This is a genomic window from Streptomyces sp. M41, assembly GCF_043673425.1.
Lineage (GTDB): Bacteria > Actinomycetota > Actinomycetes > Streptomycetales > Streptomycetaceae > Streptomyces.
Genome location: NZ_JBIMKE010000018.1, coordinates 1 through 18,061 on the forward strand (window position 1 = coordinate 1; position 18,061 = coordinate 18,061).

12 protein-coding genes are annotated in these 18,061 nt (G+C 71.8%); 7 read left to right on the top strand and 5 right to left on the bottom strand.

Annotated elements, in window-relative coordinates; all coding sequences use genetic code 11:
* Positions 1-111: 111 nt before the first annotated feature.
* The 3 genes from ACHBTE_RS21790 to ACHBTE_RS21800 all read right to left on the bottom strand — a co-directional run bounded on the left by ACHBTE_RS21790 (position 112) and on the right by ACHBTE_RS21800 (position 5,822).
* Positions 112-1,653: a DUF5719 family protein gene (locus tag ACHBTE_RS21790; RefSeq protein WP_394725678.1), complete on the bottom strand. Its 1,542-nt coding sequence runs from the start codon at positions 1,651-1,653 to the stop codon at positions 112-114.
* Positions 1,650-5,378 carry a glycosyltransferase family 2 protein gene (locus ACHBTE_RS21795; RefSeq protein WP_394725679.1) on the bottom strand — a complete coding sequence of 1,243 codons (3,729 nt, stop codon included), beginning with the start codon at positions 5,376-5,378 and terminating at the stop codon, positions 1,650-1,652. The genes ACHBTE_RS21790 and ACHBTE_RS21795 overlap by 4 nt, the downstream gene beginning before the upstream one ends.
* 180 nt (positions 5,379-5,558) lie before the next feature.
* Entirely contained in the window at positions 5,559-5,822 is a 264-nt protein-coding gene (locus ACHBTE_RS21800) for a WhiB family transcriptional regulator (RefSeq protein ID WP_003975777.1), read from the bottom strand.
* Positions 5,823-6,474: 652 nt separating this feature from the next.
* Between ACHBTE_RS21800 and ACHBTE_RS21805 the strand changes: the two genes are divergently transcribed.
* The 4 genes from ACHBTE_RS21805 (at position 6,475) to ACHBTE_RS21820 (ending at position 10,506) form a co-directional block, all read left to right on the top strand.
* The gene (locus ACHBTE_RS21805) at positions 6,475-6,981 is read left to right on the top strand and encodes a cysteine dioxygenase (RefSeq protein ID WP_394725680.1); all 507 of its coding nucleotides are present in this window, start codon (positions 6,475-6,477) and stop codon (positions 6,979-6,981) included.
* A gap of 34 nt (positions 6,982-7,015) precedes the next feature.
* Positions 7,016-7,975, top strand: a complete 960-nt coding sequence (gene cofD / locus ACHBTE_RS21810) for a 2-phospho-L-lactate transferase (RefSeq protein WP_394725681.1) — start codon at positions 7,016-7,018, stop codon at positions 7,973-7,975.
* Between the two features lie 80 nt (positions 7,976-8,055).
* Positions 8,056-9,357: a coenzyme F420-0:L-glutamate ligase gene (locus ACHBTE_RS21815; RefSeq protein ID WP_394725808.1), complete on the top strand. Its 1,302-nt coding sequence runs from the start codon at positions 8,056-8,058 to the stop codon at positions 9,355-9,357.
* A gap of 147 nt (positions 9,358-9,504) precedes the next feature.
* Positions 9,505-10,506, top strand: coding sequence for a DNA-3-methyladenine glycosylase family protein (locus tag ACHBTE_RS21820; protein ID WP_394725809.1), 1,002 nt, complete (start codon positions 9,505-9,507; stop codon positions 10,504-10,506).
* A gap of 213 nt (positions 10,507-10,719) precedes the next feature.
* On the opposite strand, the gene ACHBTE_RS21825 is transcribed toward ACHBTE_RS21820, so the two are convergent.
* A complete protein-coding gene (locus ACHBTE_RS21825) occupies positions 10,720-11,802 on the bottom strand; it encodes a sugar phosphate nucleotidyltransferase (protein WP_394725682.1) in 1,083 nt (360 codons plus the stop codon).
* A 205-nt stretch (positions 11,803-12,007) separates the two neighbouring features.
* Positions 12,008-13,564, bottom strand: a complete 1,557-nt coding sequence (locus ACHBTE_RS21830) for an N-acetylmuramoyl-L-alanine amidase (RefSeq protein ID WP_394725683.1) — start codon at positions 13,562-13,564, stop codon at positions 12,008-12,010.
* A 141-nt stretch (positions 13,565-13,705) separates the two neighbouring features.
* On the opposite strand from ACHBTE_RS21830, the gene ACHBTE_RS21835 reads away from it, so the two are divergent.
* The 3 genes from ACHBTE_RS21835 (at position 13,706) to ACHBTE_RS21845 (ending at position 17,941) form a co-directional block, all read left to right on the top strand.
* Positions 13,706-14,461 carry a TIGR03089 family protein gene (locus tag ACHBTE_RS21835; protein WP_394725684.1) on the top strand — a complete coding sequence of 252 codons (756 nt, stop codon included), beginning with the start codon at positions 13,706-13,708 and terminating at the stop codon, positions 14,459-14,461.
* Between the two features lie 251 nt (positions 14,462-14,712).
* Positions 14,713-15,876: an LCP family protein gene (locus ACHBTE_RS21840; RefSeq protein WP_394725685.1), complete on the top strand. Its 1,164-nt coding sequence runs from the start codon at positions 14,713-14,715 to the stop codon at positions 15,874-15,876.
* A gap of 223 nt (positions 15,877-16,099) precedes the next feature.
* On the top strand, positions 16,100-17,941 hold the full coding sequence (locus ACHBTE_RS21845) for an LCP family protein (protein WP_394725686.1): 1,842 nt from the start codon (positions 16,100-16,102) through the stop codon (positions 17,939-17,941).
* Positions 17,942-18,061: the final 120 nt, after the last annotated feature.

The window sequence follows — 18,061 nt, forward strand, 5'->3', positions numbered from 1 at the left end:
CCCCCCCCCCCCCGACCCACACCCCACCCGCAAGCGCTACGCACGCCCCCACCGAACCCGCACAGGCGCCGCAGGCATCAGCGCGAACCCCCACCGAACCGCCCGGCCGCCCTACTCCTGCAACACCGACAGGTCCTCGTCCGCCTCAGGCACAGCCACCATCCCCCGGTCATCCGGCAGCGTCTGCACGGTGAACCCAGGCACTCCCCCCGCCGCCACCGCCAGCATCCGAGCCGCGTACACCGGCCCGCCCGACACCGACTCCACCGTCAGCGCGTACGTGCCCTTCAGACCGCTCGGCACCGGCACCTCCACATCCCGCGTGGTCCCGGACTTGATCGTGTACGTCTTGGAGGAAGCCGTACCGCCACCCCCGCTCCCGGCCGACGCCGTCACCTTGACCTCCGCCGACCCGAAGGGCGCAGCCACGGACAGCGTCGTGCCCTTGGTCCGGTTGTCCACCACCGTCGCGCGCGTGCCCACGGCCCGGCTGGCCGGAATGAACCCGGTCTCCTGCTTGGCACCCTCGCCCCGAACGACCCGCAGCGCGGCCACCACCGGCACGGACCGCTCCGTGGGCGTCAGCACCAGCGACCCCGCCTCCCCCCGCATCACGTCACCGAGGTCCACCGCACTGGTCATCCCAGCTTTGACGTGCAGCGTCTCGTGCCCCGCCGGAGTGATCGCGCCGGAAGGCGACGCGAGCCGCACCTTCAGGTCCGCGTCCGAGTCCCCCGGCGTGAAGGCGACCAGCCGCACGGCCTTGGCGTCCTTCGGTATGCCCGGCATCACCAGGCTCCCCGCGGGATCGGCGGACGCCGCCAGCCAGTCCCCGCCGAGCTTGTCGTCCAGCGCCTGCACCGAGGCCCCCACGCGACCGCTGCGCACACTCACATGCACGGTCATGTTGTCCTGCTTCTCACTGGTCAGCGTGGACAGCAGGATCGGCTCACCGGAGCGCGGCTGCACCGTGATCCCCTCCCCCACCGTGGTCTCGAGGGCACCGTCCTTGCCGTACAGCTCGATGTCGACGACGGCGGCGGAGCCGTCGGGGTTGGTCAGGTGCACGTAGTCCGTGCGGTCGGCAGCCGTGCTGGCGCCGGGGAACCAGAACTCGGTGTCCGGCGCGGTGCAGTTGACGCCCTGGAGGCCCCGCCCGGCTCCCACCGAGACCTCCGTGGTCTCCTGCACGGTCCAACCCGGCGCGAACTTCCCGTCCGCGGTCCCGACGAGCGGCGGCGAATCGGCCCCGGAAGCCTCCTCGGTGACCGGCGCCCCCGGCTCCTTGGCCGCGAGGACAGGCTTGTCGGCCTTGCTCCCCTTGCCCGCCTTGTCACCGGCCTCGCCGGCCTTCTCACCCTTGCCGTCCTTGCCCCCCGCCCCGGCCCCCGACTCCTGCGCCGCGGACCGCAGTTCGGCCTTCCCGTCGCTCCCCGTCCCCTTCGTGACGGGCGTGAACGACGTGTACGTCGTCTCGGCGAGGTCGGAGTCGCTGGGCGCCGGGCACACCAGGCTGGTGCGCTCCACGGGCAGCTCGGCGGCAGCCTTGGCGGTGTCCGTGCCGGAGGTGTCCGGCGTGGTGAGCGCGGCGAACCCGGTGACGGCGGCGAGGGCTGAGGCACCGGCGATCAGGGACAGGGTCGTGCGGTTCACTGCTGGCTCCCGTCGGAACGCTCACTGCCGTGCTGGTGCTGCTGCGCAGGGTCGTACGGGGCGTCGTAACCCTGCTGGTACGCCTGGTCGTACGACCCCTCGTACGACGCGTCGTACACACCCCCGGCGGTCTGCCCGCCGTAGGCGTACGGGTCGTACTGACCACCCTGATACGGATCCGCCTGGTACGTCTGGTCGTAGGCCCCGCCCGCGGGGTACTGCCGCTCGCCGCTGTCGTACCGCTCGCCGCTGCCGTAGGCGCTGTACTCCCCGCCCGCGTAACTGGGCGCGTCGGACACCCCTGCGCCATAGGACTGCTGCTGCGGAATCGCCGGGGACGGCGAGGCCGGCGGCTGCGCAGGAGGAGCGGGGAACTCGCCGCCCGGGCCACCCTGCCCGGCCCCCTCGGCCTCGGCTTCGGCTTCGGCCTGGGCGCGCAGCCGGCGGGCCCGTCGGCCCTCGCCCGCCACGGCCTCGGCGGGAACGGCCGGCTCCTCGGGCAGGTCGTCGTCGACGTCACGGCGGCGTCCGGGAAGGGCCATGATGACGAGCACCACGGCAAGGAACCCCTGTACCCACAGCCAGGCGGTGTGGCCGATCGGGTCGTCGTAGGTGACGTCCAGCCTGCCGCCGGCCGCGGGCAGTTCGAAGCCCTGGGCCCAGCCGTCGACCGTGGTCGGGGTGAGCGGCTTGCCGTCCAGCGTGGCCGTCCAGCCGTCGTCGGCGCTGTCGGCCAGGCGCAGGACCCGCCCCTCGGAGCCGCTCGGGATCGTGCTGTGGATCTCGACGGGTCCGGCGGCGACGGCCTGCGGCTCACCGGAACCGGAACCGGCCCCCGCCTCGGTGTCGGAGCCGGGCACGATCGCCGCGCGCGACACCTGCCGGTCGACCCGCCACAGCGCGCTGCCGTGCTGCTCGCTCAGCCGAGACAGCCCTGGCGTGGCGTCCAGCACGCGCGCGACCTCGCGCGGCGCGCCCTTGTGGACGAGGACGTAGCGCACCGCGAACGCGCCCAGCTGGTCGGCCTGGTCGGCGCCGGAGCCGGCGACGAGGTTGGCGACGATCTTGTCGAGCTTGGTGTTCTCCCCGTCGGCGGCGGCGAGTTCCGCGTCGCCGAGGCGGGCGCCGGAGCCGCGGACGAGCATGTAGCCGACGTGGGCCGCGGAGTCGCTGTCGAGGACGAGGGTGCGGGCCTGGTCGCGGGTGCCGCTCTCCTCGGCGACGAACGCGGGCACCTGCACGGGGTCGCGCCGCTCCAGGGGGCTGTCGGCGCCGCGGATCATCCAGCCGGCGGCGACGAGCAGCGGGCCCGCGGCGGCGGCGAAGGCGATCAGCGCGGCGACCGGCTGGCGCCAGCCGAAGCTCTGCTCGGCGACACGCGAGCGTGCCCCGTCGGCGCCGAGCAGGGCGGCGGCCAGCAGCGCGATGCCGTAGACGAGGGTGGCCGGCCCGGCCCAGGTGGAGGTGTTGGACAGGACGGCGAAGACGAGACCCACCAGGGCGACCGCCCAGGCCGTCCGGATTCCCAACTGACGCTCGGAGCGCAGCAGGGCGGCCAGCGCGGCCAGCACGACCCCGATGAGCATGAGCCCGCTGACGGTGCCGGGCCCGCCGGGGCCGGCACCGAGCAGGTCCACGGCGGACGCGGTCGAGGCGCCGTACTCCAGGCCGGCTTCCCGGAAGAACCCGAACGGCAGCAGCGACAGCGACCAGGGGGCGAGGACCAGCAGGGGCACGCCGAGCTGGGCGAGGAAGCGCAGAGCGTAGGCGGTGATGTCGGTGCGTCGCACGGCCAGGAGCCCGAGCCCGAGGAGCAGCGCGATGGGCCACACGATCGGTGTGAAGGCCGTGGTGATCGTCAGCAGCAGCGCGTACGCCCATGTCGCGCGCCAACTGCCGCGCACCCCGGCGCCATGGGTGAGGCCGCTCGCCGCGATGCCCGCGCGCGCGATGAGCGGCAGCAGGACGGCGAGTACGGCGGTGCCGATGCGTCCGCCGGCGAGGGCTCCGGTCACGGCGGGCAGGAAGGCGTAGCCGATGGCCGCCCACGCGCGCAGCAGGCGGGACTCGACGAGCGAGCGGGAGGCGAAGTAGGCGGTGAAGCCGGCCAGTGGCACCGAGCAGACCAGCAGGACGGTGACCGCGAGGCCGGTGGAGCCCAGCAGCGTGGAGGCGAGCATCGCCACGAGCGCGAGGTACGGCGGTGCGGACGGGGTGCCGCCGGCGCCCACCGGGTGCCAGGCGTCCAGGTACCGGGACCACAGTTCGCCGGAGTCGGCCGGGGCGGGCAGCAGGGCGCCGCCCGCGAGGGCACCGCCGCCCAGGAGGCCGCGGCATGCGATCAGCGAGGCGAGCAGCAGCACCAGGAACAGCACCGGACCGGGCTTGCGGGCGATGCGCTTGACGCGGGCGAACTGCTCTATCTCGAGGAAGTCGGCGTCGTCGCCGCCGGGTCCGGACTCGATGGCGCTGCCGTGCCGTCCCGCGCCGGCGGAGACCTCGGGGTCGGAGCTGCCGACGAGGCTGCCGGCGGCCTGTTCGACGGTGGCCCGCACGGTCGCGCCGGGCGGCGGGAACAGGGCCCGCAGCTCACCCTTGTCGATCACGGGGGCGCCGCGCCTGCGCCGCCCGGCGATGATCCGCTCGGGGCGCAGCAGGGTGCCCACGAGGCCACGGATCTCGTCGAGGGCCTGTCCGGGCACCTTGCCGACGAGGTAGGCCAGGGTCCGCAGGATCGTGCCGAGCACCAGGCGCAGCAGGACCCAGGGCAGCACGGCCGTACGGGTGTTGACGAGCAGGGTGTAGGCGGCGCCCGCCTTGTCGACCTTGTGCGGGGATGCCGACGTACGGCCCACGCAGTCGACGGCGCGGCGCTCCCGGGAGGCCGCCTCGGCGTGTCGGACGACTGCTTCGGGGGCGACGAGGACGCGGTGTCCGGCAGCCGTGGCGCGCCAGCACAGGTCGACGTCGTCGCGCATCAGCGGCAGCCGCCGGTCGAAGCCGCCGAGTTGTTCGAAGATGTCGCGCCGGATCAGCATGCCGGCGGTGGACACGGACAGTACGGACCGCACGTGGTCGTGCTGGCCCTGGTCCTGTTCTCGGCGGTCCAGGCCGGTCCAGCGGCGGCCGGAGTTGGCGATGGTGACGCCGACCTCGAGGAGCTGCCGGCGGTCGTACCAGCCGCGCAGTTTGGGGCCGACGACGGCGACGTCGGTACGGCCGAGCTCGTATTCGTTCTCCACGACGCGCAGCAGCTGGGCCAGGGCGTCGGGTTCGGGGGCGCAGTCGTCGTGCAGGAGCCAGAGCCACTGCACCGGCTCTCCGTGGGGGAGTTCGGGCAGGTCGTAGGCGTCGTCGCGCCAGGTGCGCGTGACGGGGTCCCAGCCGCTCGGCCGTTTCAGATACGTCAGCTCGTCCGGGGTGAGGACGGGGGCGGAGCGGTTGGCCTCCTCGACGGCCTGACCGAATCCGGTGCGCCGGGCGAGGTGCAGGACGCGGTCGGCCCCGAGGGCGTCGGTGACCAGCTGCGCGGAGTGGTCCGCGCTGCCGGTGTCGGCCGCCACGGCGAACTGGACGGGGCGCTCCTGACCGAGCAGCCCGGCGAGCGCGTCGGGCAGCCAGCGGGCGCCGTCGTGGGAGACGAGCACCGCCGTCACCACATGACGCGGAAACTCTGGTGTGGCAGCGGCGTCGGGCAGGGCTGCCGGGTGGCTGTGCACGGACATCGAGGTACGGGCCCCGGTTCGATGGACTGCGGTGGACGCCTGTGCCCGTGGGGGACAGCGGGGCGTCTCGGACGAGCGACCACACTATCGGCTGGGCATGACGGCGGCCCGCCGCCTGTGGATAACCCACCTGCGACGGGCCGTACGTGACGTATGTACGTGCGGATGTGAGCCGTTTCGTCAGACGGCGGCCTTCTTCAGCCGCCGACGCTCGCGTTCGGACAGGCCGCCCCAGATGCCGAACCGTTCGTCGTTGGCGAGGGCGTACTCGAGGCACTCGGAGCGGACTTCACAGGCGAGGCAGACCTTTTTGGCCTCGCGGGTCGAGCCGCCCTTCTCGGGGAAGAAGGACTCGGGGTCGGTCTGGGCGCACAGCGCGCGCTCCTGCCAGCCGAGTTCCTCGTCCGCGTCGTCGACCAGCAGTTGCTGCACCAGCTCGGTCATGTGCGCCCCTCGTCTGTCTTTCGCGTCCCCGTGATGTTGCCGTTACCGATTTCGGCTGAACGACACGAGTGAAATTACAAGTGTGCTGCTCCGGGCGAGTCAAGCCGAGATCTGCTATTGAGCCCCTTATTCACTCTGCGGAACCAAGGCCTAGCGGAAAGTGTTCAAATCGGCCTAAACCTTGACAAGCAGACAGAGCCTCGAGGGCGTCCGACCCCTACACAGAGCCTGTACGGAAAAAGACGCCCAGAAGTTCGATCGCGTTGCACGCGCGTACAGAAGCGAACCGGATCACAGTCGGATCACAGGATCGCAACGACGCCCATGCGCTCCCGGTTGTGCGCCATGTGTCCCGGCAACCCCGTGCACAAACCTTTCATCACCCAGATGGACCGGATGAGGTGAAACATGTGCCACATCACTGGGCGTCGAGTTGACACCGAAGGCACGAACCGATGTCCTTATGGGCATGCTCGCGAACTTGGCACTCACCTCGACCCGCACCGCCGGGTCCCACGGTGCTGCCCGCGCTCGCTGTAGCTGTTGCTGTCCCAGCTGTTGAGCCACACCTGCTCCAGCTGTAGGCCGAGCCACCCTTTCCTCGGCTCTCGTTCCCTCTGACCTTTCTTTCACTGAGGAACCACCGCACCCCATGAACAGCGACAGCGACCTCCAGATCGCCGGCGACATCCTCGAAGTCCCGCACCTCCTCCAGACCCCGCGCGAGCACCCGGCCACCGTCGCCGAGTTCGTCGGCCTCGCCCGCTCCATCGCCGCCGAGCGGTCCCAGTGGGAGCACCTCGTCCAGTACGACGCCACCACGCGCTGGTACCACCGGCTGCGCACGGGCCCCGGCTACGAGGTGTGGCTGCTGTCCTGGGTCCCCGGCCAGGGCAGCGGACTGCACGACCACGGCCGTTCCTCCGGCGTCCTGACCGTGCTGGACGGCACGCTGACCGAGCGCACCGAGCGCGACACACGCGTACTTGCGGCGGGTGCGCAGCGCGTGTTCGCCCCCGGGTATCTGCACGAGGTGGTCAACGACGCGCTGGAGCCGGCGGTGAGCCTGCACGTGTACTACCCGGGCCTGACCGAGATGCCGATGCACACGCCCCGGGCCTGCGAGGCCCACGGCGAGCCGCGTCCGGTGACTGCCTGACGCGTTGTCGTACCCGCCTGCAAGACTTACGTCCATGCGCATTGTGGTTCTGGCAGGCGGCATCGGCGGTGCCCGGTTCCTGCGTGGTCTGAAGCGTGCCGTGCCGGACGCGGACATCACGGTCGTCGGCAACACCGGGGACGACATCCATCTCTTCGGCCTGAAGGTCTGCCCGGACCTCGACACGGTGATGTACACGCTCGGCGGCGGCATCAACGAGGAGCAGGGCTGGGGCCGGGCCGACGAGACCTTCCACCTCAAGGAGGAGCTCGCGGCCTACGGCGTGGGTCCGGAGTGGTTCGGGCTCGGCGACCGGGACTTCGCCACGCACATCGTGCGGACCCAGATGATCGGCGCCGGATATCCGCTGAGCGCGGTGACCGAGGCGCTGTGCGACCGCTGGAAGCCCGGCGTCCGGCTCATCCCCATGACCGACGACCGGGTCGAGACGCATGTCGCGGTCGAGGTGGACGGCGAGCGCAAGGCCGTCCACTTCCAGGAGTACTGGGTACGGCTGCGGGCCTCGGTGCCCGCCGAGGCGATCGTGCCCGTGGGCGCCGAGCAGGCCAAGCCGGCGCCGGGTGTCCTGGAGGCGATCGCCGAGGCCGACGTCATCCTCTTCCCACCGTCGAACCCGGTCGTCTCGGTCGGCACGATCCTCGCCGTGCCCGGCATCCGCGAGGCGATCGCCGACGCGGGCGTGCCGGTCGTGGGCCTCTCCCCGATCGTCGGTGACGCGCCCGTGCGCGGTATGGCCGACAAGGTGCTCGCGGCGGTCGGCGTGGAGTCGACGGCCGCGGCGGTCGCCGAGCACTACGGCTCGGGGCTGCTGGACGGCTGGCTCGTGGACACCGTGGACGCGGGATCCGTCGAGCGGGTGGAGGAGGCCGGGATCCGCTGCCGGGCCGTGCCGCTGATGATGACCGACGTCGACACGACCGCGCAGATGGCCCGTGAGGCGCTGACGCTGGCGGAGGAGGTGCGGGGCGCTTGAACGATGTGTCCAGCGACGTGTCCGGCGACGGGTCGCCGCAGGCCGGTGAGTCGCCGCAGGCCGGTGAGGTTTCCGCCGAGGTGCCGGGCGACGGCTACCGGGTCTGGGCCGTCTCCGGCATCCCCGAGGTCCAGCCGGGCGACGACCTCGCGAAACTGATCGCCGCTGCCGAGCCCGGCCTCGCCGACGGGGACGTGCTCCTGGTCACCTCGAAGATCGTCTCCAAGGCCGAGGGGCGGATCGTCGAGGCGGACGACCGGGAGGCGGCGATCGACGCGGAGACGGTACGGGTCGTGGCGCGCCGCGGCCCCGTCCGCATCGTCGAGAACCGGCAGGGCCTCGTGATGGCCGCCGCCGGGGTCGACGCCTCCAACACCCCTGCCGGAACCGTCCTGTTGCTGCCCGAGGACCCCGACGCCTCCGCGCGGGCCATCCGCGACGGCCTGCGGGACGCCCTCGGCGTCGACGTCGGGATCGTCGTCACCGACACCTTCGGCCGGCCCTGGCGCTCCGGTCTCACGGACGTGGCGATCGGTGCCGCCGGCGTGCGGGTCCTCGACGATCTGCGCGGGGACACGGACGCGTACGGCAATCCGCTCAGCGCGACCGTCGTGGCGACGGCGGACGAACTCGCCGCCGCCGGTGACCTGGTGAAGGGCAAGGCCGCCGGCCTGCCCGTCGCCGTGGTGCGCGGCCTCGCGCACGTGGTGGCCGAGGAGCAGGGGGAGGGGGCGCGTGCCCTGGTGCGCGCCGCCCGTGACGACATGTTCCGGCTCGGGACGTCGGAGGCGATCAGGGAGGCGGTCACCCAGCGCCGTACCGTACGGGCGTTCACCGACGAGCCCGTCGACCCCGGGGCCGTACGAAGAGCCGTCGCGGCGGCGGTGACGGCACCGGCGCCGCATCACACGACGCCCTGGCGCTTCGTACTGCTGGAATCGCAGGAGTCGCGGACCCGGCTGCTGGACGCGATGCGGGACGCGTGGATCGCCGATCTGCGACGGGACGGCAAGAGCGAGGACTCCATCGCCAAGCGGGTGCGCCGCGGGGACGTCCTGCGCAACGCGCCGTATCTGGTGATCCCCTGCCTGGTCATGGACGGTTCGCACACCTATGGCGACCCGCGGCGGGACGGGGCCGAGCGGGAGATGTTCGTCGTCGCCACCGGCGCCGGGGTGCAGAACCTCCTGGTCGCCCTGGCCGGGGAGCGGCTGGGTTCGGCCTGGGTGTCGTCGACGATGTTCTGCCGCGATGTGGTGCGCAGGGTGCTCGGGCTGCCGGAGGACTGGGACCCGATGGGCGCGGTTGCGGTCGGCCATCCTGCGGAGGAGCCACGGCCGCGTCCGGAGCGGGGGGCGGAGGCGTTCATCGAGGTGCGGTGACGGTGGGGCGGGTGGCCGGGATCAGCGCCAGGACGAGGGGCAGGGCAAGCGCATAGGCTCGTGTTCTCGTAGGTCGTGGTTGTCGTAGGTCGTAGTTGTCGTAGGTCGTAGTTCTTGTCGGTATCCGATTGCTCCCCGGGGTTCCTCGTGGCGGGACGCTTCACTCCTCGGCCCACGCGTACGACGGTGCGCGGTGGGCATGTCGGTGTGCCCGCGGGGATACCGCGACAGGCTCCGGCGCCCGCGCGAGTGCGGACCTGGGTGCCGGACGAACCGGTCGACCTCGGGCTGGTGCTGGGGCCGCTGCGGCGGGGGCCGGGGGATCCGACGTTCCGGGCGATGCCGGACGGGGCCGTGTGGCGGACCACCCTCACCCCCGTCGGGCCGGGCACCTTGCGGATCACCGCGCGCGGTGGCGGGGTCCGGGGTGAGGCGTGGGGGCCGGGGGCCGAGTGGCTGCTGGAGCAGCTGCCCGAGCTGCTCGGGGCCGCCGACGATCCGTCCGTCTTCGTGCCGCGGCACCGGCTGGTGGCACTCGCTCGGCACCGGCGGCCGGGGTTGCGGCTGACGCGGACCGGGCTGGTGCTGGAGTCGTTGATTCCGTCGGTTCTGGAGCAGAAGGTCACAACCGATGAGGCGTACCGGGCGTGGCGGTTGCTGGTACGGAAGTTCGGGGAGCCGGCGCCCGGTCCCGCGCCCGAGCGGATGTGTGTGATGCCGGACGCGCAGACCTGGCGGATGATCCCGTCCTGGGAGTGGCATCGGGCCGGGGTCGACAACAAGCGGGCGTCCACGATTCTGCGGGCCGTACGGGTTGCCGCGCGGCTCGAGGAAGCGGTGCGGATGCCTCCGGCCGAGGCGCAGGCTCGGTTGGAGATCGTGCCGGGGATCGGGCCGTGGACGTCGGCGGAGGTCGTGCAGCGAAGTCATGGGGCGCCGGATTCCGTGACCGTGGGGGATCTGCATCTGCCCGGGATCGTGGGGTGGGCGCTTGCCGGGGATCGGGATGCGGATGACTCGGTGATGCTGGAGTTGCTGGAGCCGTATGCGGGGCAGCGGCATCGGGCGGCTCGGTTGATTCTGTTGAGCGGGCGGGTGCCGGGGCGGCGGGCGCCGAAGATGCCGCGGGTGGATATCGGGCAGTGGTGACGGGTGCGGCGCGGGGCTTGTCGCCGTGTGGTTTCGCCCCCGCCGCCCCTACCGGTCCCGTCCTCCAGGGGCTGCTGCCCCTTCGACCCCGGCTCCTGGGGGCCTGCGGCCCGCCAGACCCCCGCTTTCGGCCCTGGACGGACCTCGTCCTCAAACGCCGGACGGGCTGAAATGCCTGGACCGGCGCCAACATGACGGGCCGCCGCACCACCCCTAAAGATCGGGCGAGAACCGCACCGCCCCCGCCGGTATCCGGGCGTCGCACCACACTCGGGCGCCGTCCTTCAGTTCGTTGTCGGCGCCGATGATCGCGCCGTCGCCGATGACCGTGCCGGTGAGGACGGAGCGCCTGCCTACTCGGGCGCGGGTGCCGATGAGGGAGTCGGTGATGACGGCGCCGGGTTCGATGACGGCGCCGGGGAGGATCGTGCTGCCGAAGACGCGGGCGCCCTCGGCCACGAAGGCGCCCTCGCCCACCACCGTGCCGCCGGTCAGCTTGGCGTCGGGGGCCACCGTGGCCGTGGGGAGGATCAGGCGGTCGCCGCAGCGGCCGGGGACCGCGGGGGAAGGGGCGCGGCCGAGGACGAGGTCGGCCGAACCGCGGACGAATGCCGCGGGGGTGCCCAGGTCCAGCCAGTACGTCGAGTCGACCATGCCCTGGAGGTGTGCTCCGGCGGCGAGGAGGTCGGGGAACGTCTCGCGTTCCACCGACACCGGCCGGCCCGTCGGGATCGTGTCGATGAGGGAGCGGCGGAAGACGTACGCCCCCGCGTTGATCTGGTCGGTGACGATCTCCTCGGGTGTCTGGGGCTTCTCCAGGAATGCCGTGACCCGGCCCGTGTCGTCCGTGGGGACCAGGCCGTACGCCCTCGGGTCCGTCACCTTCGTCAGGTGCAGGGAGACGTCCGCGCCCGAGGTCTCGTGCGTGCGGACCAGCGCGCCGATGTCCAGCCCGGTCAGGATGTCGCCGTTGAAGATCAGGACGGGCTCGTCCGGCCCGGAGTGCAGTCGCGAGGCCACGTTGCGGATCGCGCCGCCCGTGCCGAGGGGCTCCTCCTCCGTCACGTACTCCAGGTGGAGGCCGAGCGCCGAGCCGTCGCCGAAGTAGGGCTCGAAGACCTCGGCCAGATACGACGTGGCGAGGACGATGTGCTCGACCCCCGCCGCTCTCGCTCTCGCCAACTGGTGGGTGAGGAACGGGACGCCGGCCGCCGGCACCATGGGCTTCGGCGTGTGCACGGTGAGCGGACGCAGCCGTGTGCCCTTGCCGCCGACCAGGAGGATCGCTTCTGTCACCTGTCGTCTCTGCTTCCTGCCGGGACCGGCCGAACTGTCTTTCGGCCGGCCAGTGTATGCAGACCGTTGTACGGCGCCTTCGACGGCAGTGCGGTGCGGCAGTGCGGTCCTCCCGCGCCCCCCTTGTTCCCCCGACGGCGATGAATGCGCCCCAGCCCCCACCCCAGCCCCCCCCCCCCCCCCCCCGGGGGCGAACTCGGCTCCCTCAGCGCCCCTGGTAGCGGGCCGCGGTGGTGCGGGCCGTACCGAGCTTGAGGTAGAGCTGCCATCCGGGGCACTCCGTGGAGTAGCCGTCCCGATGGCCGGAAATCGCATTCAGTCGTACGTTCGTTCCCTTTCGGTAGAGATTGCCACCACCGGACTTCAGGTAAGTCTTTCCTCGCGGATTGACGCCGAAGAGTCCCAGTTTCCATGCGGTGAGCCGGGCGACGGCCTTCACCGCGGCACCGGACGGCTTGGTGGTGCCGTAGCTGCCGAGGACGGCGATGCCCATGCTGTTGGAGTTGAAACCGAGGGTGTGGGCGCCCAGAACCGGCTTCACCACTCCCCCGGCGCGACCCTCGTAGATGTTTCCGCACTTGTCGACGAGGAAGTTGTAGCCGATGTCACGCCAGCCCATGCTCTTGACGTGGTAGCGGTAGATACCGCGAATGAGCGAGGGCGCCTGCGAGCACCGGTACCCGCTCCCGGTCGCCGTGTGGTGCACGAAGGCTGCCTTCACCTTCCTCGTGTAGGCGAACTGCCGCTCCCGCAGCCCCTCGTTCGCACCCCATCCGCGCCGCGTCACGATGCGCGGCCGGGGCCCGATGTACGGCTTCGCCCGCTGTTCCTTCGTCAACTCGCTGCCACGCAGGGCGAGCAGCTCCCGTTCCGTCTCCGCCCGGTCGAGCGCGGGGATCTCGGCGGCGCCCAGGGGCGCGAGTCCGACGTTGGCCGCGGAGGCGGCGGCGTCGACGGCGGAGGACGCGCCGAGGGTCTCTGCGGTCTCGCCGGTCTCGGCCGTGAGGGATCCGGGGCGGGGGGCGCCCGCGGGGTCACCCGGCGCGGGGGCGGCCTCGCCGGGATCGACGAGTTCGAGGCGGAGGCCGGCGGGCAGCGGGGAGGCGACCTCGGAGCCGCCGCTCGCGCCGGCAGTGGGGTCGGCACTCGGGGTCGGGCTCGGCCCCTGGCCGTCCGTCCCCGTATCGGCCGCCCGTACCGGTACGACTTCCGCGGTCACCCGCACCTCCACGCCGTCCGACTCCCCGACCCACAGCGGTGCCGTGGAGCCGCGCACCCGGCCCGAGGTGCGTTCGGCGCTGCCCGGGTCGGCCGCGTGGTCGGCGTTGTGCGTCTCGACGTCCTGCCAGCCGGACCAGGCACCGGTGGCGACGGCGCGGGTACGGACCTGGACCCGGCCGTGCAGCTCGATGTCCGGGTCGTCCCAGATGACGCCGACGAGGGAGAAGTGCGGTACGTCCTGGCGGGTCAGCCCCTGTCCGGCGGGGCCACCGGCGACGCGGTCACTGTCGCTGGGGACGAGTGGCAGTGACTGAGTGCTGCCCGGGACGGCGGGCTCGGCGCCCCTCTGGCGGGTCACGGGCCCGGACGTACGGCGCTGCACACCGGCGTCGAGGCTCGCCGCGGCCACCGTCGCCCCGCGCGTGACCGCTTCAGCGCCGGAGGCCGGGCTCGCGGTCGCCGCGAGGGCTGGTGGGGTGAGCGGGAGAGCCAGAGCCGCCGCACACGTGACACCGATCGAAGAAGCAAGAAATCCACGCATGTTCACGATATTGGACATAGCCAGACAAACCTGTCCATCGGTGAATTGACGAGGCGTCGGCCCACCCTTCGCCCGAACCGGTGGCCGGAGGGTGCCCCCAACCGGGGGTCGGCACCCCCGCGTCGGCGTACTCTTGCGCGCGTGAACGCCACCGATCGCACCCCTGCCGACCTGCTGCGTTCCGCGCTCGCCGCGGATCCCGGACGCCCCCTGGTGACTTTCTACGACGACGCCACCGGAGAACGCGTCGAATTGTCCGTCGCCACCTTCGCCAATTGGGTGGCCAAGACCGCGAATCTGCTCCAGGGCGATCTCGGGGCGGGCCCCGGGGACCGGGTCACCCTGCTGCTGCCCGCGCACTGGCAGACGGCGGTCTGGCTGCTGGCCTGCTCGTCGGTGGGCGCGATCGCGGACGTGGGCGGCGATCCGGCGACGGCCGACGTGGTCGTGAGCGGACCGGACACCCTGGAGGCCGCGCGGGCTTGCCGGGGGGAGCGCGTCGCCCTGGCGCTGCGACCGCTGGGTGGCCGCTTCCCCCAGCCGCCGGCCGGTTTCGCCGACTACGCGGTGGAGGTACCGAGCCAGGGGGACCGTTTCGTCCCCTACGCGCCGGTCGACCCGGAGGATCCCGCGCTGATCGTGGCCGGGCGGGAGTTCAGCGGCGCCGAGGTCGTCGAACGCGCCCGCGCGGAGGCGACGGGGCTGGGCCTGACGGGCCCGGGCTCCCGCATCCTCTCGGCGCTGCCGTACGACACCTGGGAGGGTCTGGACGCCGGCTTGTACGCGGCGCTGGCCACCGACGGCTCGGTCGTCCTGTGCCGCCACCTCGACAGGCTGGACGAGGAGGCCCTGGCCAAGCGCATCGAGAGCGAGCGGGTGACGGCGACGGCGAGGTGACGTCGAGGTGACGTCTACGCCGAGCCCGTGTGCGGACGGGGGGGCGACTGCGGGGCCGTAGGGACTGGTCGCGCAGTTCCCCCCGCTCCTGGGGTGTTGCCCCCTCCCGGCACCCCCATCCCCACCCCCCATCCCCGTCCCCGCCGTCACCCGTTCGGCCCACCACCACCCGCCCCCGGCCCCCGACCCGAGCCATCGTCGTAACAGCAGCCCACACCACGCGCAGTACGCCCTGAGGAGTGGAGCCCGACGTGACCGGCACCGTACGACCGCGCCCCGAAGGCTCCGGTGGACTCGGCAGCGGTCCGTCGGGGCGGCGGGAGCGGCGGTGGCGGTGGGTCCGGCGGGGCGCCCTCGGCGTGGGACTCGTCGTCCTGGCCGCCGGCGGGGCCGGATGGGCCATCTACGCCAAGCTCGACAGCAACATCACCCCCGACGAGGCAGCGGCGGCCGAGCTGGCCCGGTACGACAAGGAACGCCCCACCTCGCTCGTGAACGGCGCCCAGAACATCCTGCTCATCGGCTCGGACTCCAGAGCCGGCAGCGGAAACCGCCGCTATGGCCGGGACTCCGGCACGGAACGCTCCGACACCACGATCCTGCTGCACCTGTCGGCAGAACGCCGCAGCGCCACCGCCGTATCGATACCCCGCGACCTCATGGTCGACGTCCCCGGCTGCCGCCGCCGCGACGGCACCCGCAGCGCCCCCATGTTCGCGATGTTCAACTACGCCTTCCAGGTCGGCGGTTCGGCCTGCACCATCCGCACCGTGGAACGGCTCACCAACATCCGCATGGACCACCATGTGGTCGTCGACTTCCAGGGCTTCAAGAAGATGGTCGACGCCCTCGACGGCGTCGAGATCTGCCTCACCGAACCCATCGACGACAAAGCCGCCAAGCTCAGACTCCCCGCCGGCAAGGTGACCCTCGACGGCGAACAGGCCCTCGGCTACGTCCGCGCCCGCAAGTCCCTCGGCAACGGCAGCGACACCGACCGCATGGACCGCCAGCAGCGTTTCCTCGCCGCGCTGACCCACAAGGTGCAGAGCAACGACGTACTGCTGAACCCGGTGCGGCTCTATCCCGTCCTCGACGCGGCCACGTCCTCCCTCACCACCGACCCCGCCCTGGCCAGCTTGCGCGGTTTGTACGAACTCGTGCGCGGCGTGCGCGACATCCCCACTGAACGCGTGCAATTCCTCACCGTTCCTCGGGAGTCGTACATCCACAACGCCAATCGCGACCAACTCGTGGAGCCCGAGGCCAAGCGCCTCTTCGAGCGGCTGCGCACCGACACGCCGGTGAAAGTTGTGGATTCGCCCGGTTTGCGCGGCCCCGAAGACCCCGCCGTCCCCACTCCCCCGCCTCCCACCTTCCGCGGCAACACCGCCGCCGAGAACCCTTGCGGGTAAAGCGCTCACCAAGCCGACGAACACCGATTCAAAGAAATGGGGCGGATTGCCCAGTTGTAGGGACGTGGAATTTGTCACCGTCGTGGCTCCACGCTGAACTGGGCGGATAGTGTGAGCGATCCGGTGCGCCCGGCCGTAGTTAGGCTTACGCACTGTTTGACCGAGACCCGAGCGCCTTGGAGGGGTAGGCGCCGCGTGGCCCCGACGGAGGATTCAGACAACCGTGGACGCGCAAGGCCGTGGGCGGGCGGACGACATCGATCCCGCAGACCAGTGGGTGCTCAATCCGAACACCGGCGAATACGAACTGCGACTGACTCCTTCCGCTGCGCAGTCATCTGTCCCCGGACCCCGTAGATCCGCCTCCCGAGCCGGCGCCGCCCGCGCCGCCGGTTCGAGGTCCGCCGGTGCGAACGCCGCCGCCGCTCCCGGCACCAAGAGCCAGACCGGGCCGGGCGGACCCGGCGGACCCGGTGGCCAGGCGCGCAGCCGCACGGCGGCGCCGGCACAGGGTCGCGATGCCCGGCCGGTGCCGGGCCGTGAGGTCCCGTCGCAGCGCAGGCGCCGCAGCGCGCCCGAGGAGCCGTTGCCGGGGCGCCGCGGTCGCCGGCCGGTGAAGCAGAAGAGCAAGGCGAAGAAGGCCCTGCTGTGGACCGGCGGTGTGATGGCGTTCGTGCTGGTCGCCGCCGCGACCGGCGCCTACCTCTACATCGAGCACCTCAACGACAACATCCAGTCCCTCTCGGACGACGGCGCGAGCACCGGTGGCTTCCAGAAGGACAAGGCCATCAACATCCTGCTCATCGGCACGGACAAGCGCACGGGCGCGGGCAACGGCAGCTACGGCGACAAGGGCAGCGCCGGACACGCCGACACCACGATCCTGCTCCACGTCTCCAAGGACCGCTCGAACGCGACCGCGCTCAGCATCCCGCGCGACCTGATCGTCGACATCCCCGACTGCCAGACCACACAGGAGGACGGCAGCAGCAAGGTCATCCCGGGCTCCGCGGACGTCCGCTTCAACACCAGCCTCGGCCAGGAGGGACGTACGCCGTCCTGCACGATGCGCACGGTCACCGAGCTGACCGGGATCAAGCCGGACAACTTCATGGTGGCGGACTTCAACGCGGTCAAGACGCTCACGTCGGCCGTCGGCGGTGTCGAGGTGTGCCTCGCCAAGGACATCAAGGACCCCGACTCCCATCTCGACCTCCCCAAGGGCGAGCATGTGATCGAGGGTGAGCAGGCGCTGGCCTTCGTCCGCACCCGGCACGCCGTCGGCACCGGCGGCGACCTGAGCCGGATCGGCCTCCAGCAGCAGTTCCTCAGCGCGCTGATGCGCAAGCTGAAGTCGAACGACACGCTCACCGACCCATCGAAGATGATCAAGCTGGCCGAGGCGGGTACGAAGGCGCTGACCGTCGACTCCAACCTGGACAGCATCGGCAAGCTCAAGGACCTCGGTCTGGAACTGGGCAAGCTCAACACCAAGAATCTGACCTTCACCACCGTGCCGGTGATCGACAACCCGACGGAGAAGGTCAGGGCGACGGTCGTCCCCGACCCGTCCAAGGCTCCCGAGGTCTTCCAGGCGATCCAGAACGACGTCTCCTTCACCGCGGTCAAGCAGCAGAAGAAGAAAGAGGCCGCCGCCGTCGCCGCCCGGCTGAAGGGCGCCAAGGCCGATGCCTCCGAGGTGCGGGTGCAGGTGCTCAACGGCGGCGCAGCCGCGGGAAGCGCCTCGCAGACGCTCACCTGGCTGCAGACCGAGGAGGGCGTGACCAAGTCCGAGAACGCGGGCAACGCCCCGGCGTCGCTGGCCAGGACGACGCTGGAATACGCCCCGGACCAGGCCGACCAGGCACGCCGGCTCGCCGCGATCATGGGCCTCTCGGGGGCCGCGATGAAGCCCGGCAAGAGCGTGACCAACACGCAGGGCCTGCCCACGATGACGCTGACGCTGGGCAAGGACTTCAAGGGCGCCGGAGTGCCGCTCACGACTCCGACCAAGGCGCCCGACGTGGAGAAGTCGACGGCCGACAAGGTCGAGTGCGCCAAGTAGTGGCCCAACGGGCCCGCTCGGACCGCGACTTGCGGCGGGGGCGGGCCCGGCCTCGGCGGCCCCCGGCAGGTTCCGGCAGGCCCCGGCGTGAAAACTCCGGCCGGGAACGCAACTGTGCCG

Coding starts and splice junctions, on each gene's coding strand:
- ACHBTE_RS21795 (WP_394725679.1), bottom strand. CDS start 5,378: ATGTCCGTGCACAGCCACCCGGCAGCCCTGCCCGACGCCGCTGCCACA.
- ACHBTE_RS21805 (WP_394725680.1), top strand. CDS start 6,475: ATGAACAGCGACAGCGACCTCCAGATCGCCGGCGACATCCTCGAAGTC.
- ACHBTE_RS21800 (WP_003975777.1), bottom strand. CDS start 5,822: ATGACCGAGCTGGTGCAGCAACTGCTGGTCGACGACGCGGACGAGGAA.
- ACHBTE_RS21830 (WP_394725683.1), bottom strand. CDS start 13,564: ATGCGTGGATTTCTTGCTTCTTCGATCGGTGTCACGTGTGCGGCGGCT.
- cofD (WP_394725681.1), top strand. CDS start 7,016: ATGCGCATTGTGGTTCTGGCAGGCGGCATCGGCGGTGCCCGGTTCCTG.